The sequence below is a fragment of the Pseudomonas sp. PA-1-3F genome (assembly GCF_021609665.1).
In the GTDB taxonomy this organism is placed as follows: domain Bacteria; phylum Pseudomonadota; class Gammaproteobacteria; order Pseudomonadales; family Pseudomonadaceae; genus Aquipseudomonas; species Aquipseudomonas paracarnis.
Window position 1 is genome coordinate 48975 of record NZ_WJZD01000029.1, and the last position, 14785, is coordinate 63759.

A 14785-nucleotide genomic window follows, 5' to 3' on the forward strand; every position below is an offset into this window, starting at 1 on the left:
TAGGTCACCGTTTGCTTTTGATGATGGTGCCAAGGCCTTGCAGGTAGGCCACCAATGCGTCCATTTCGGTCTTGCCCTTCACGGCGGCGGCCGCACCGGCGATGTCTTCGTCGGTGTAGGGCACCCCCAGGGTGCGCAAGACTTCCATCTTCTTCGCGGTGTCCTTGCCGTCGAGCTTGTTTTCCACGAGGAACGGGTACGCCGGCATTTTCGACTCAGGTACCACGTTGCGCGGGTTGTACAGGTGCGCACGCTGCCAGTCATCGGAGTAACGCCCACCCACACGGGCCAGGTCCGGGCCGGTGCGCTTGGAACCCCACAGGAACGGGTGGTCCCACACGCTTTCACCGGCGACCGAGTAGTGGCCGTAGCGTTCGGTTTCGGCGCGGAAGGGGCGGATCATCTGCGAGTGGCAGCCCACGCAACCGTTGGCGATGTAGACGTCGCGGCCTTCCAGTTCGAGGGCGGTGCGCGGCTTCATGCCTTCGACCGGCTTGTTGGTCACGTCCTGGAAAAACAGTGGGACGATTTGGGTCAGGCCGCCGATGCTCACGGCGATGACCATGAAGAAGGCCAGCAGGCCGATGTTCTTCTCGACTACTTCATGCTTCATCAGTGAGCTCCCACAACGGCGATCTTGGCGGCGGCTTCGGCTTCTACAGGGTCGCTGGCACGCACGGTGCGCCAGACGTTGTAGGCCATCAACAGCATGCCGCTGGCAAAGAACGCACCGCCCAGGGCACGTACGATAAAGCCCGGGTGGCTGGCTTGCAGCGCTTCGACGAAGGAGTAGGTGAGGGTGCCGTCATCGTTGATCGCACGCCACATCAGGCCCTGGGTGATGCCGTTGACCCACATCGAGGCGATGTAGAGCACGGTGCCGATGGTGGCCAGCCAGAAGTGTGCGTTGATCAGCCCGACGCTGTGCATCTGCACGCGGCCGAACAGTTTGGGGATCATGTGGTACAGCGCGCCGATGGAGATCATCGCCACCCAGCCCAGCGCCCCGGCGTGTACATGGCCGATGGTCCAGTCGGTGTAGTGGGACAGCGAGTTGACGGTCTTGATCGCCATCATCGGACCTTCAAAGGTCGACATGCCGTAGAACGCCAGGGACACCACCAGAAACCGCAGGATCGGGTCGGTGCGCAGCTTATGCCAGGCGCCCGAGAGGGTCATCATGCCGTTGATCATGCCGCCCCAGCTTGGCGCCAGCAGGATGATCGACATCGCCATGCCCAGGGACTGTGCCCAATCCGGCAAAGCGGTGTAGTGCAAGTGGTGAGGGCCGGCCCAGATGTACAGGGTGATCAGCGCCCAGAAGTGCACGATGGACAGGCGATAAGAGTAGATCGGACGCTCGGCCTGCTTGGGCACGAAGTAGTACATCATCCCCAGGAAACCGGTGGTGAGGAAGAAGCCTACGGCGTTGTGGCCGTACCACCACTGGATCATCGCGTCCGTTGCGCCGGAATAGGCCGAATAGGACTTGAACAGGTTCACCGGCAGGGAGGCGTGGTTGACGATGTGCAGCATCGCCGTGACCACGATAAAGGCCCCGTAGAACCAGTTGCCCACGTAGATGTGCTTGGTCTTGCGCTTGACGATGGTGCCGAAGAACACCAGGCCGTAGGTCACCCACACGATGGCAAGCAAAATGGCGATCGGCCATTCCAGCTCAGCGTATTCCTTGGTGGTGGTGTAGCCCAGGGGCAGGCTGATGATGGCGCCGACGATGACCGCCTGCCAGCCCCAGAAGGTGAAGGCGGCCAGACCATCGGAAATCAGTCGCGTCTGGCAGGTGCGCTGCACGACATAGTAGGAGGTGGCAAACAGTGCACATCCGCCGAAGGCGAAGATCACCAAGTTGGTGTGCAGTGGGCGCAGGCGGCCGAAAGTCGTCCAGGGCAGGTCGAAATTCAATTGCGGCCAAACCAGTTGCGAGGCGATGAACACCCCGAGCCCCATGCCAAGGATCCCCCAGACCACCGTCATGATGGCGAACTGGCGGACTACCTTATAGTTATAAGCAGTCGGACTGATTGCTGTGCTCATTCTAAGGTTCCACGGTTTAGGTTTTTTTATAGGTAAAATCGGCCGCAAGTATGTAGAAACCGAGGGGCCATTGCAACGCAATGGCTGACCTGTATCAATGCGTTCCACGCCAGATTCTGCGCCCTTTCCATGTTTGGTGTAAGGATAAAGACCGAAATAGAAAGCTGATCAAGTGGACAGGAATTTTATAGGGCGCAACGGATACCGTCGCCTACGCCAGAATTGCTCCACTGTGGGAACAAGCGTAGACCCGAATAGGAGGAGGGGAAAGTTGGGTTTGGAAGGGGTGCGACACTTGGTCGCGACTTATGCCTGTGGCGAGGGCGCTTGCTCCCGTTGGGCTGCGTAGCGGCCCCAAAATCGTGGGAGCGCTTCGCACTCCAGCGGGAGCAAGCTCCCTCGCCACAGGTAGAGCTTTTACTGCGGTTGGCTGTCTGGCGTTGCGCCTTCAGCGTTATGGGACAGGCTGTACACGTAAGCCGCCAGCAAGTGCACCTTGTCATTGCCTTGCAGCACGTCCTGAGCCGGCATCTGGCCCTGGCGACCATGGCGGATGGTCTGCTGCAACTGCGCCAGGCTGGTGCCGTAGATAAAGCCCGCAGGCTCGGTCAGGTTGGGCGCACCCATGGCTTCCACGCCGTGACCTTGCGGACCATGACACGCCACGCAAGTGGTGCTGAAGGCGGCTTGCCCGGCGGCCAGGTCGGCGGTGTTGTCGGCGGGCAACGGCAGCTTGGCCAGGTCGTGACGCACATAGGCGGCGACGTTCTTCACCCCGTCCTCGCCCAGCACTTCACCCCAGGCCGGCATCGCCGCGTGGCGACCGTTCAGGATGGTGGCCTTGATGGCCTCGGCCGAACCGCCCCAGCGCCAGTTGTTGTCGGCCAGGTTGGGGAAGCCATAGGCGCCCTTGGCGTCCGAGCCGTGGCACACCGCACAGTTGGAGGCAAACAGGCGACCGCCCATCTTCAACGCTTGCGGGTCCTTGGCGACTTCTTCCACCGGCATGGCCGCGAACTTGGCGAAGATCGGCCCGAACCTGGCGTCGGCCTTGGCCATTTCCTTGTCCCATTCCTTGGTCTGGGTCCAGCCGTCTTCATAGCCCGGCAGTACGCCTTTCCAGTTGCCCAGGCCCGGGTAGAGGATCAGGTAGCCGACGGCAAACACCAGGGTGCCGGCGAACAACATGAACCACCACTGGGGCAGCGGGTTGTCGTATTCCTCGATACCGTCGAAGGCGTGGCCCATAGTCTGGTCGACGCTGCCCTTGGTCTCGCCCTTGCGGGTGCCGACCAACAGCCAGGTCAGGCCGATCAGGCTGCCCAGGGTCAATACGCAGATCCATGTACTCCAGAACGTAGTCATGGCCGAGTGCTCCTTGTGGCTGGCTCTGCTTGAGCGTCGGATGGGGAAGGTTCATCGGCAAACGGCAGCAGGCGCGCCTGCTCGAATTCCGCATTGCGGCGGTTGTTGAACACCCACAGCGACAGGCCGATAAAGGCGATGGCGACCACCAGCGTGCCAAGGCCGCGGATGGTGCCTGCATCGAATTCAAATCCCATGGCTCACCTCTTGCTCTTGATGGCAGTGCCGAGCACTTGCAGGTAGGAAACCAGCGCGTCCATCTCGGTCTTGCCCTTGAGGCTGGCGACGGCGCCATTGATGTCGTCGTCGGTGTACGGCACGCCGAGGGTGCGCATCACTTTCAACTTGGTCTCGGTGTGGCTGCTGTCGACGGCGGCGGTAACCAGCCAGGGGTAGGCCGGCATTTTCGACTCCGGCACCACGTTGCGCGGGTTGTACAAGTGCGCGCGGTGCCAGTCGTCCGAGTAGCGCGCGCCGACGCGGGCCAGGTCCGGCCCGGTACGTTTGGAGCCCCACAGGAACGGGTGGTCCCACACGCTTTCGCCAGCCACCGAGTAGTGGCCGTAGCGCTCGGTCTCGGCGCGGAACGGGCGGATCATCTGCGAGTGGCACTGCACGCAGCCTTCGCGGATGTAGATGTCGCGGCCTTCCAGTTGCAGCGCGGTGTAGGGCTTCATGCCTTCGACCGGTTTGTTGGTCACGTCCTGGAAGAACAGCGGGACGATCTGCGTCAGGCCACCGATGCTCACGGCGAGCACCATCAGCAGCATCAACAGGCCGACGTTCTTTTCAATCGTTTCGTGTTTCATCATCGACTCCTCAGGCCATCTGCGCGGCAGCGGTGACTTCGGCAGGTTGCGCCGAACGCACGGTGCGCCATGTGTTGTAAGCCATCAGGAACATGCCGCTGAGGAAGATCGCACCGCCCACCAGACGCACGATGAAGCCTGGGTGGCTGGCCACCAGGGTTTCGACGAAGGAGTAGGTGAGGGTGCCGTCTTCGTTGACCGCACGCCACATCAGGCCCTGGGCGATGCCGTTGACCCACATCGAGGCGATGTAGAGCACGGTGCCGATGGTGGCCAGCCAGAAGTGCGCGTTGATCAGGCCGAGGCTGTACATCTGCTCGCGACCGAAGACTTTCGGGATCATGTGGTACAGCGCGCCGATGGAGATCATCGCCACCCAGCCCAGCGCCCCGGCGTGTACGTGGCCGATGGTCCAGTCGGTGTAGTGGGAGAGGGCGTTGACGGTCTTGATCGCCATCATCGGGCCTTCGAAGGTCGACATGCCGTAGAAGGCCAGGGAGACGACGAGGAAGCGCAGGATCGGGTCGCTGCGCAACTTATGCCAGGCACCCGAGAGGGTCATCATGCCGTTGATCATGCCGCCCCAGCTTGGCGCCAGCAGCACCAGTGACATCACCATGCCCAGGGACTGCGCCCAGTCCGGCAAGGCGGTGTAGTGCAAGTGGTGAGGGCCGGCCCAGATGTACAGGGTGATCAACGCCCAGAAGTGCACGATCGACAAACGATAGGAATACACCGGGCGCTCGGCCTGTTTGGGCACGAAGTAGTACATCATGCCGAGGAAGCCCGCAGTCAGGAAAAAGCCTACCGCGTTGTGCCCATACCACCACTGCACCATGGCATCGGTCGCACCGCCGTACAGCGAGTAGGACTTGGTCAGGCTGACCGGGATTTCCAGGTTATTGACGATATGCAAAATGGCCACGGTGATGATGAACGCGCCGAAGAACCAGTTACCCACATAGATGTGCTTGGTCTTGCGTTTCATGATCGTGCCGAAGAACACGATGGCGTAGGCGACCCAGACGATGGTGATCAGGATGTCGATCGGCCATTCCAGCTCGGCGTATTCCTTGGAGCTGGTGTAGCCCAGTGGCAGGCTGATGGCGGCCAGCAGGATCACCAGCTGCCAGCCCCAGAAGCAGAACGCGGCGACTTTCGGCGCGAACAGCTGCGTCTGGCAGGTGCGTTGCACCGAGTAAAAGGAGCTGGCGAACAGCGCACAGCCACCGAACGCGAAGATCACCGCGTTGGTGTGCAAAGGGCGCAGGCGGCCGAAGCTGGTCCAAGGCAAATCGAAGTTGAGCGCAGGCCAAACCAATTGGGCTGCGAGAAAAACCCCGAGCCCCATGCCGACGATGCCCCACACCACCGTCATAATGGCGAATTGGCGGACCACCTTGTAGTTATAGGCGGTACTTAAAGTAGTGTTCATGGTTCCCCATCCACGGTTCAACCCAAGCAAGTGCGGCACTTGGGCTGGAGTTATAGGCAGACTAAAAAGCGAGGCAAGCATGGGCAAAGAGCACAAGGCCAGTATTGACGGGGATCAATGGGCGCAGTGTGTACGGGAACATGGCTGGTTGTGGGATGTCGCCACGGGCACGACTTCGGATAAGCCGGTCACGTTGATCCTGGCCCACGGCGCTGGCGCACCGATGGACTCGGCATTCATGAACGACATGGCTGCACGCCTTGCCGGGCATGGCGTGAACGTGTTGCGCTTCGAGTTCCCGTACATGGCCCAGCGCCGCTTGGACGGGGGCAAGCGCCCGCCGAATCCGGCGCCGAAACTGCTGGAGGCGTGGCGTGAGGTGTATGCCCAGGTGCGACGTCATGTCGCTGGGAAACTGGCGATTGGCGGCAAGTCCATGGGCGGGCGCATGGCCAGTTTGTTGGCCGATGAATTGGGCGCCGATGGGTTGGTGTGCCTGGGCTATCCGTTTTATGCGGTTGGCAAGCCAGAGAAGCCCCGGGTGGAGCACTTGGCTGCGCTTACGACGCCCACCTTGATTGTGCAGGGCGAGCGTGATGCCTTGGGCAATCGAGCGGCGGTGGAGGGGTATGCGTTATCGCCGAGCATTGAGGTGATGTGGCTGGTGGCGGGGGATCATGATTTGAAGCCGTTAAAGGCGTCGGGGTTCAGTCATGAGCAGCATTTGGAGGTGGCGGCCATCAAAGCGTCAGGTTTTCTCGCCTGACGCTTTGTGAGGAGGTTGGGTGTTGCAAAGGTGATGAGTTTTTTTAAAACTGTTCGTATTGAATCTCGAACATTTCGAAATCACCCGTAACATTCATGTGGGCCGACCGATCTTCAAAAGTTGCTTTGAAAGAACCTGTTGCTCTTTGCGTAAACGTATTGATGGTGATCGTTACTTGGGCCTCCTCAGCCAGGTAATGTGTAACTGCATAATTTGGGTAATCGATGGAGTGATAACCTCCAAATTCCGTTGTGAGGTTATAGGTTTTAGTTATATTCCCTTCTTCATAAGGAATCTTGAAGTGATAACCCAGCAGGTTCTTATCCTTAAAGGATCCTATTAACCCTTCGATAGCCCATCGCGTCTTATCTTTGTTGTGGTAAAAATATACTCTTTCCGCAGATGTGCTTTCGTTGCATTTAATCCACGTAAACGTATTTTTAGACGTGGAGTTTTCTTGATTTTCCAAGGAGTAGAGGTCGGTCGACATTATAAAGCTCCTTTATATCGGGGTGGGTTTAAGTTTGTCAGGGGGTTGAGGTCTCACTGTACGAGCATCCGTGAAAATGATGTGGCTACGGGCAGTCTTTTATAGGCATAAACGTGCCGTTAGTCATGTCTACACGGTCGCGGATTTTATTTTTAAAGGTGGCTTCGCAGCGCAACGGCTGCTGAGTCAGTGTAAGCGTTACATTGTATTCGTCTTCATAGGTGCCACCGCCGAAGGGAGCATAGTAAAAATTCGATTTCTCATCACCGTTTTTAAATGTTTCATCGATGATCTGTTCATTTTCATCGTCGCAGTAAATAAAAATAGCCCATTCACGGTATTGAGGCGTACCCCATTCTCCCTCCTCGCTGGTCAGATACCATGCCTTGCTTGAACTGGAGTAGGCCAACCAGCCCTCCGTCTTGTATTGAGTTTGTCCTTCTGTCCACTTAAAGATCGAATGTTGTGAGGCAAGGGTAGTTCCAGGCCACTCACAGCAGCATTTTATTTCGCGTAATTCCGACGCTGTGTCAGCGAAAGAACCTTCGAAATTCAGCGTTGTGTTCCCTGTGCTTTCGTCAACGGTTACTTCAATGTCGCCGACAGGTTTAATACGTTCTTCCGTTTCAGGTGCGTTATTGTTTGCACCTTGAATGTACAGGTGGGCGAAGGCTTCCGGGTTTTGCTTGATTGATTTGTTAGGTGATGTACTTATGGAGTCGCAAGGTATTTTCAGTAACAGTGATTGTTGAGTGTCTGGGGACTGGAGCGTCAACTTGACCCAATACTGATTATTGTATTCGGATAGGTGCAGTGGGAGAGCCCAGCCTTCCAATGTTCTTTCGTTGTTCGATGATTTTTCAGTCCATTGCACACGCCCCATGGTTTTTGGGAAGGGATGCAGGGCGCTATTTGAATCGGCAGGTCGGGACATGGCGGTGTGCTCCTGTTTGACAGGTTCACACTATAAGGAGGGAGGCGTTCAAAGGTTAACTGTGAGAATTGACAGTTTTATAGAATGCTTTGTGATAAAAAGATGATGAGTGATAGCCATCTGCAAGGGGCTCACTTGTTGGAGAAAGTGAGCCCTTGAAGTTCTACCGGTTAAAACGCTCCACCAGCGAGTACTGAGTATTCGCCGTATGAGTCAGTTCTTCACTCAACTGCGCCGAGTTCATCGCCTGCTCTGAGGTCTGGTCGGCCAACAGCGCAATAGTGCTGATGTTACGGCTGATCTCCTCGGCCACGGCGCTTTGCTCTTCGGTGGCCGCGGCAATCTGGGTGGTCATGTCGGTGATATTGGCCACCGCCTCACTGATGCCCACCAACGCCTGATCCGCTTCCATCACACGTGCTACACCCTCTTCAGCTTGGCGATGCCCGGCGTCCATGGTTTGCACGGCCGCAGCCGCCGTGTGTTGCAGCTTGGCGATCAGGGCATGGATCTGCCCGGTGGATTCGGCCGTACGCTGCGCCAGTTGGCGCACTTCATCGGCGACCACCGCAAAACCACGGCCCATCTCACCGGCACGCGCGGCTTCGATAGCGGCGTTGAGCGCCAGCAAGTTGGTCTGGTCGGCGATGCCCTTGATTACATCGACAACGCCGCCAATTTCATCGCTGTCCTTGGCCAGTTGAGTGACGGTCACGCCGGTCTCGCCAACGGCGGCCGAAAGCCGCTGAATCGCCTCGCGGGTTTCCCCGGCGATATCGCGGCCGCGACCGGTCAGGCGGTTGGCTTCCTGGGTGGCGTCGGCGGTGCGCTGCACGTGGCTGGCCACTTCTTGGGTGGTCGCCGCCATCTGGTTTACCGCAGTGGCCACCTGTTCGGTTTCCACACGCTGACGTTCCAGGCCGCTGGAGCTGTTGTGCGCCAGGGTGTTGGACTGTGCCGCCTGATCGTTGAGGTGCTCGGCAGTGTCCTGCAAGCGGGTCAGGCAGGTCTTCAGACGCGCTTCCTGGCTGAGGATCGACATTTCCAGTCGGGCCTGGGCGCCACGGCTGTCGGTGTACATCTGCGCAATCAGCGGGTCGGACGTGGTCTGTTCGGCCAAGCGCAGCAAACGCTTGAGACCGCGCTGTTGCCAGCTCAAGCCCAGCAGGCCCAACGGCACCGACAGCGCCGCTGCCAGGGCAAAGCCCCATTGGGAGGTGAGGGTGGCGCCGATCATGAAGCTCAGTTGGCTGACCAGGATAAACGGCAGCCAGTCCTGCAGCACCGGCAGCCATTTGTCGCGCTGGGGAATCGCCGACTTGCCCTGGTTGATGCGTTGATAGAGCGCTTCGGCCCGGCGGATCTGCTCGGCGGTGGGCTTGATGCGCACCGATTCGTAGCCGATCACCTGGTTGCCGTCGAATACCGGTGTCACATAGGCGTTAACCCAGTAGTGGTCGCCGGTCTTGCAGCGATTCTTGACAATGCCCATCCATGGCAAGCCTTGTTTGAGCGTGGACCACATGTGCGCGAACACCGCCGAAGGCACATCCGGGTGACGCACCAGGTTGTGCGGAGCACGGACCAGTTCGTCACGGGTGAACCCACTGATTTCGACAAACGCGTCGTTGCAGTAGGTAATGACACCCTTGGCATCTGTGGTGGAGATCAACCGTTGCTGAGCGGGGAAGGTACGTTCGCGCTGGGTAACGGGTTGGTTATTACGCATGATTGTTCAATCCGCAAGGCTTTCAGGGGGTATCGGCCATGCTGGGTATTTATTTAACTTATTTTTGCAACAATCCTGGGAGCAGAGTGCCGACTGTGGCGAGGGAGCTTGCTCCCGCTGGGCTGCGAAGCGGCCCCAAACAACTTGCGGGCGCTACGCACCCGAGCGGGAGCAAGCTCCCTCGCCACAACAGCTCGTTCTTACAGTCGGGCAGGCTTAGCTGGCCAGCATTGGGTAGGTGAACAAGCCGAAGTGCAGCAGATTCAAGCCAAAATGCGTGGCAATCGCTGCGCCGAGCCCGCCAAAGCGATACGCCAGGCCGTAACCGACCCCGGCAATACTGGCCAGCGTCACCCATTGCCAACCCGCACCACAATGCATCAGGCCGAATAACAGCGAGGCCAGCAGCAGCGCGATGTTCTCGCCGTAGGGCAAGTGTTTGAAGCGTTGGCTCAGGCCGCCCTGAACATAGCCACGAAACAGCGCTTCTTCCACCAGCGTCACCAGCAGCAGGTTATTGAGTACCCACAGCCATGCCTGGTCCGGCCATTTCGGTGCCCAACTGATCATTCCCATCAGTGCGGCGCCACCCAATACGGCGATGGCGGTCAGGGTCAGTGCCAGGGCGGTGACGCAGATCGACAGGCGCAATGAGCGTCTCGCCACAATCCACGGGCAGGCCAGCAACAGCCAGAAGCCTATCAGGGGCTTGTCCTGGTTCAGGTACATCGAGAAGGGCACTGAGTCCGGCGTAAAACGCTGGGGCGCAATACCGCGGCCGTTATAGAAACCCGGCAGCCAGTGCATCACCAGGCCCAGGGCCAGTACGATAAACAAGCCTTGGCCCAAGTAGCGTGCCCAAGGGTTGCGTTGCTGGCGCACGGCGTACCCGGCCACCAGCAGCAGTGCGATGGAGACCGCCGCCAGTACGCCCAGTTGGCCGTAGATCAAAGCCACGACATAGCCAATGGAAAGTAGGGTGAGGTACAGCCAGGGCAAAGCAATCATGTGAAATCCTTCGAAAAATCCGGGCGGCATTATAGCGAGTGGCCAGGTTCTAGGGCATGAAAACGCCTCCATGTACAAGGCAAGGGGGAAAGGATTGCAAAGTATGTTTGCGGCTGGTTATAGTCGTCGCGTCTTTATATCCCTTCAAAAAGATCAGCACATGCCAGCTTCCCAGCGCATAGCGGTAGTCGATTCAGCGGTCAACGCCGTGGTCGTGCCGTGCCGTGGCAAGCAGCCTGCGCAGGTCAGTCATTACCCCCCACCTGTCAGTAGCACGCCGGTGTACGCAGTCGTATCACCGCCGGGTGTTGGCATTTCGGGCTGATCAGCGATTCGCTGTTGCCCGTGCCTGCCTGAAAAAACCTACTGAAATTCAGTTTTTTACTGAGTCGGCTTTTTGCCTGATAACAGGTGGTAACCATGTCTGTGCTTTCGAAACAATCCGTGGCCGCGGCGGCCTCGACGAGCGTGTTTGTCTTGCTGTGGAGCAGCGGGGCGATCTTCTCCAAGTTGGGCCTGGCCCATGCGTCGCCCTTTGCCTTTCTGTTGATCCGGTTTGCCATTGCCCTGATGGGGTTGGTAGTGCTGATCCCGCTCCTCAAGTTGAAGCTGCCACGTCCCGGCAAGCCGCTGCTGTATGCGGCGGCGACGGGCCTGGTTTTGCTGGGGGCCTATCAGATTTTCTATCTGCTGGCCCTGGACCTCAACGTCACCCCTGGGGTGATGGCGACCATCATGGGTGTGCAGCCGATCCTCACCGTGGTACTGATGGAGCGCCAACGCTCCTGGCGCCGGCTGTTCGGCCTGGGGTTGGGGTTGGCTGGCTTGATTATGGTGGTGTATCAGGGCATCGGGCTGGCGGGCATGTCCCTGGCGGGGATGCTGTTCGGGCTGCTGGCGCTGGCGAGCATGACGTTTGGCTCGATCATGCAAAAGCGCATCACCGACAATCCTTTGGGCACGCTGCCACTGCAATACTTGGCCGGGCTGTTGCTGTGCGGAGTGTTCGTGCCGTTCCAGCCGTTCCACTTCGAGCACAGTGCAGGCTTTTACCTGCCGGTGCTGTGGATGGGCTTGGTGGTGTCGGTGCTGGCGACGCTGTTGCTGTATCGGCTGATTGCCCGCGGCAACCTGGTGAATGTCACCAGTTTGTTCTATCTGGTGCCGGCGGTGACCGCGGTGATGGACTACCTGATCTTCGGTAACCGCCTGGCGCTGTTGAGCGTGCTGGGAATGGCGTTGATCATCGTCGGCTTGGTCTTCGTGTTCCGTAAGAGCTAGAAACCACCCCTGTAGGAGCGAGCTAGCTGTGGCGAGCAAGCTTGCTTGCGCTGGGGTGCGAAGCGCCCCCAGGAGCTTGCGACTGCTACGCAGTCGAGCGGGAGCAAGCTCCCTCGCCACAGGGGCGCTCCTACAGTTTTTGCGGGCGCAACACCAACCACAACGCCCCGGCAATCAATACACCACCATACAAATGAGCCATGGACAGCGGCTCACCCAACAACAACGCCCCCCACAACACGCCGAACGGCGGAATCATGAAGGTCACGGTCATTGACCTGACCGGGCCGATGGATGACAGCAGGCGGAAGTACAGGATGTAGGCGAACGCCGTACATACCAGCCCCAATCCCAGCAGTGACACCCACACCTGCCAGCCGCCCCAACTCGCCGGTGGCTGGGTGATGGCGCTGAAGGCGAAGAACGGCAGCAAAAACAACGTAGCACCCAGCATACTGCCCAAGGCAGAGAGACGACTGTCCAACCCGCCGCGCTGATCCAGCCAGCGTCGCGCCAGGAAACCGGCGAAGCCATAGCAGGTGGTCGCCAGCAGGCACGCTAATGCGCCCATTAACAGTTCCAGATCAAATGCCACCGGCCCTGCGCGGGTGAGCACGGCAACACCAAGCAGACCCAAGGCCACCCCCGCTATTTTCGACGGCGTCAGGCGTTCGCTGAAAAACAATCCGCCGATCAGCACACCCATCAGCGGTGTAGTGGCATTGAAAATCGCCGAATAACCCGCCGGCAGTACCTGCGCCGCCACCGAGTACATCGTCGCGGGAATCCCCGAGTTGATCACGCCCAGCAGCAGGACCGTCTTGAACTTGCCCTGGAAATCCCAGCTCACGCACAGCATCGCCAGGATCACCAATAAGCCCGCGGCGGCAATCGACACGCGGAAAAACGCGGTGGGCACCGTGCCGATTTCCGGCGCGATGATGCGCATGAACAGGAAACTCGCGCCCCAGATGGCAGCCAGCCCCAGCAGATACAGGGTGTCAACAGGTCTCACGGAAAACTCCTATGCCAATCGGGCGCAGAAGTGTTGCCCAGTGGGCAGGTCGGCACAATGGCTAATTGCAGTCAGTTTGCCCCCGTGCAAAATCATTCTTCTCCTGCCTCGGTTCACTGGCTAAGCTCTGGGCTTCCAGATACCCGTTCGAGGTTTCCCGCATGTCGCAGTCCGCCCTCGCTATCGCCCGGATGATCCTCGACGGTTTCGACGATTACCGTGAGCACTTCCGCCAGATCACCGATGGCGCCCGTGAGCGTTTCGAGAAGGCCCAGTGGCAGCAGGGGCAGGCCGCGTCGGCGGCGCGCATCAATCTCTATGAGGAGAAAGTCGCTGAGGTGACTACCCGTCTGCGCGCCAGTTTCGACCCTGCTGGATTGCAGGACATCGGCCAGTGGCCCTTGGTAAAAAGCGCTTATATTGGCTTGATCGACCTGCGCTTTGACGATGAGCTGTCCGAGACCTGGTACAACTCGATCTTCTGCGGCCTGTTCAGCCATGACCTGATCAGTGACGGCTGCATGTTCATCCACACCACTCGGCCTAGCCTGCGCCGGGCGCGGGCGGCGCAAACCCGTATCTACACGCCGGCCGGTAAAATAGCGGACATGCTGGCGCAGGTCTTCTCTGACTACAGCTTCAGCGAGCCCTACGCCGACCTGCCCGCCGACCTGCGCCGCCTCGAAGCCCAGTTGCGGGAAAACCTGCCGGATTGGGTATGCAAGGACCCGGACCTCAAGGTCGAGTTGTTTTCCTCGGTGCTGTATCGCAACAAAGGCGCCTACCTCGTGGGGCGCATCTACACCCGCGACGAACAATGGCCGTTGGTGATTCCGCTGCTGCACCGCGAAGGGCGTGGCATCCAGATCGATGCGTTGATCACTGACGAAGCCGACGTGTCGATCATCTTCTCGTTCACCCGTTCCTATTTCATGGTCGATGTACCCGTGCCAGCGGAATTCATCGGCTTTCTCAAGCGCATCCTGCCGGGCAAGCACATTGCCGAGTTGTACACCTCCATCGGTTTCTACAAGCACGGCAAATCCGAGTTCTACCGCGCGCTGATCAACCACCTGGCCACCACCGACGACCAGTTCATCATGGCCCCCGGCGTGCGCGGCATGGTCATGAGCGTGTTCACGCTGCCGGGTTTCAATACGGTGTTCAAGATCATCAAGGACCGCTTCTCGCCGTCAAAAAACGTCAACCGCGCCACGGTGATCGAAAAGTACCGCCTGGTGAAAAGCGTCGACCGGGTAGGGCGCATGGCCGACACCCAGGAGTTCGCCGACTTCCGCTTCCCCTTGAGCAAGTTCGAGCCCGAGTGCCTGGCCGAGCTGCTGGAAGTCGCCGCCGGTACCGTCGAAGTGGAGGGCGACACCGTGCTCATCCGCCACTGCTGGACCGAGCGACGCATGACCCCGCTCAACCTCTACCTCGACAACGCCAACCCCGCTCAGGTGCGCGAAGCATTGGAGGATTACGGCCTGGCGATCAAGCAACTGGCGGCGGCGAATATCTTCCCCGGCGACATGTTGCTGAAGAACTTTGGCGTCACCCGCCACGGCCGCGTGGTGTTCTACGACTACGACGAAATCTGCTTTCTCACCGAAGCCAACTTCCGCCATATTCCCGCGCCGCGCACCCCCGAGGATGAAATGGCCTCCGAGCCCTGGTATTCCATCGGCCCGCTGGATGTGTTCCCCGAAGAGTTCCCGCCGTTCCTGTTTGCCGACGCCGGGCAACGCCGGTTGTTCGATGAGCTGCATGGCGAGTTGTACAACGCTGACTACTGGAAAGGCCTGCAGGACGCGATTCGTGCCGGCAAGGTTATCGACGTGTTCCCTTATAAGAGGAAAGAGCAGCCATAAGCTGCAAGCTGCAAGGGGCAAGTGAAA

14 protein-coding genes are annotated in these 14785 nt (G+C 59.1%); 3 read left to right on the top strand and 11 right to left on the bottom strand.

What is annotated here, in order from left to right:
• Positions 1-4: 4 nt before the first annotated feature.
• From ccoO (GIV26_RS20240) to ccoN (GIV26_RS20265), 6 genes are all read right to left on the bottom strand, one after another.
• Positions 5-613: a cytochrome-c oxidase, cbb3-type subunit II gene (gene ccoO / locus GIV26_RS20240; RefSeq protein ID WP_003193167.1), complete on the bottom strand. Its 609-nt coding sequence runs from the start codon at positions 611-613 to the stop codon at positions 5-7.
• A complete protein-coding gene (gene ccoN, locus GIV26_RS20245; RefSeq protein ID WP_014719443.1) occupies positions 613-2055 on the bottom strand; it encodes a cytochrome-c oxidase, cbb3-type subunit I in 1443 nt (480 codons plus the stop codon). Before ccoN (GIV26_RS20245) ends, ccoO (GIV26_RS20240) begins: the two co-directional genes overlap by 1 nt.
• Before the next feature lie 417 nt (positions 2056-2472).
• Positions 2473-3420 carry a cytochrome-c oxidase, cbb3-type subunit III gene (gene ccoP / locus GIV26_RS20250; RefSeq protein ID WP_054897851.1) on the bottom strand — a complete coding sequence of 316 codons (948 nt, stop codon included), beginning with the start codon at positions 3418-3420 and terminating at the stop codon, positions 2473-2475.
• The gene (locus GIV26_RS20255) at positions 3417-3617 is read right to left on the bottom strand and encodes a cbb3-type cytochrome oxidase subunit 3 (protein ID WP_236281975.1); all 201 of its coding nucleotides are present in this window, start codon (positions 3615-3617) and stop codon (positions 3417-3419) included. The genes ccoP and GIV26_RS20255 overlap by 4 nt, the downstream gene beginning before the upstream one ends.
• A 3-nt stretch (positions 3618-3620) precedes the next feature.
• Positions 3621-4229 carry a cytochrome-c oxidase, cbb3-type subunit II gene (ccoO, locus tag GIV26_RS20260; protein ID WP_003193159.1) on the bottom strand — a complete coding sequence of 203 codons (609 nt, stop codon included), beginning with the start codon at positions 4227-4229 and terminating at the stop codon, positions 3621-3623.
• A 10-nt stretch (positions 4230-4239) separates the two neighbouring features.
• On the bottom strand, positions 4240-5664 hold the full coding sequence (gene ccoN / locus GIV26_RS20265; RefSeq protein WP_034128402.1) for a cytochrome-c oxidase, cbb3-type subunit I: 1425 nt from the start codon (positions 5662-5664) through the stop codon (positions 4240-4242).
• A 79-nt stretch (positions 5665-5743) separates the two neighbouring features.
• Between ccoN (GIV26_RS20265) and GIV26_RS20270 the strand changes: the two genes are divergently transcribed.
• Positions 5744-6430 (top strand): alpha/beta family hydrolase, encoded by a 687-nt coding sequence (locus tag GIV26_RS20270; protein ID WP_236281977.1) that lies wholly within the window; start codon positions 5744-5746, stop codon positions 6428-6430.
• Between the two features lie 43 nt (positions 6431-6473).
• On the opposite strand, the gene GIV26_RS20275 is transcribed toward GIV26_RS20270, so the two are convergent.
• The 4 genes from GIV26_RS20275 to GIV26_RS20290 all read right to left on the bottom strand — a co-directional run bounded on the left by GIV26_RS20275 (position 6474) and on the right by GIV26_RS20290 (position 10591).
• The gene (locus GIV26_RS20275) at positions 6474-6920 is read right to left on the bottom strand and encodes a hypothetical protein (RefSeq protein ID WP_236281979.1); all 447 of its coding nucleotides are present in this window, start codon (positions 6918-6920) and stop codon (positions 6474-6476) included.
• A gap of 85 nt (positions 6921-7005) precedes the next feature.
• Complete coding sequence (locus GIV26_RS20280; protein WP_236281981.1) at positions 7006-7854, bottom strand: hypothetical protein; 849 nt, start codon at positions 7852-7854, stop codon at positions 7006-7008.
• 163 nt (positions 7855-8017) lie between these two features.
• Complete coding sequence (locus tag GIV26_RS20285) at positions 8018-9583, bottom strand: methyl-accepting chemotaxis protein (protein WP_236281983.1); 1566 nt, start codon at positions 9581-9583, stop codon at positions 8018-8020.
• Between the two features lie 216 nt (positions 9584-9799).
• A complete protein-coding gene (locus GIV26_RS20290) occupies positions 9800-10591 on the bottom strand; it encodes a CPBP family intramembrane glutamic endopeptidase (protein WP_236281985.1) in 792 nt (263 codons plus the stop codon).
• 420 nt (positions 10592-11011) lie between these two features.
• Between GIV26_RS20290 and GIV26_RS20295 the strand changes: the two genes are divergently transcribed.
• Positions 11012-11872 (top strand): DMT family transporter, encoded by an 861-nt coding sequence (locus tag GIV26_RS20295; RefSeq protein WP_153474565.1) that lies wholly within the window; start codon positions 11012-11014, stop codon positions 11870-11872.
• 130 nt (positions 11873-12002) lie between these two features.
• Here the strand turns inward: GIV26_RS20295 and GIV26_RS20300 are convergent, their stop codons facing one another.
• Positions 12003-12887, bottom strand: a complete 885-nt coding sequence (locus GIV26_RS20300; protein WP_236281987.1) for a DMT family transporter — start codon at positions 12885-12887, stop codon at positions 12003-12005.
• A 161-nt stretch (positions 12888-13048) separates the two neighbouring features.
• On the opposite strand from GIV26_RS20300, the gene aceK reads away from it, so the two are divergent.
• Complete coding sequence (gene aceK, locus GIV26_RS20305) at positions 13049-14758, top strand: bifunctional isocitrate dehydrogenase kinase/phosphatase (protein ID WP_034128409.1); 1710 nt, start codon at positions 13049-13051, stop codon at positions 14756-14758.
• Positions 14759-14785: the final 27 nt, after the last annotated feature.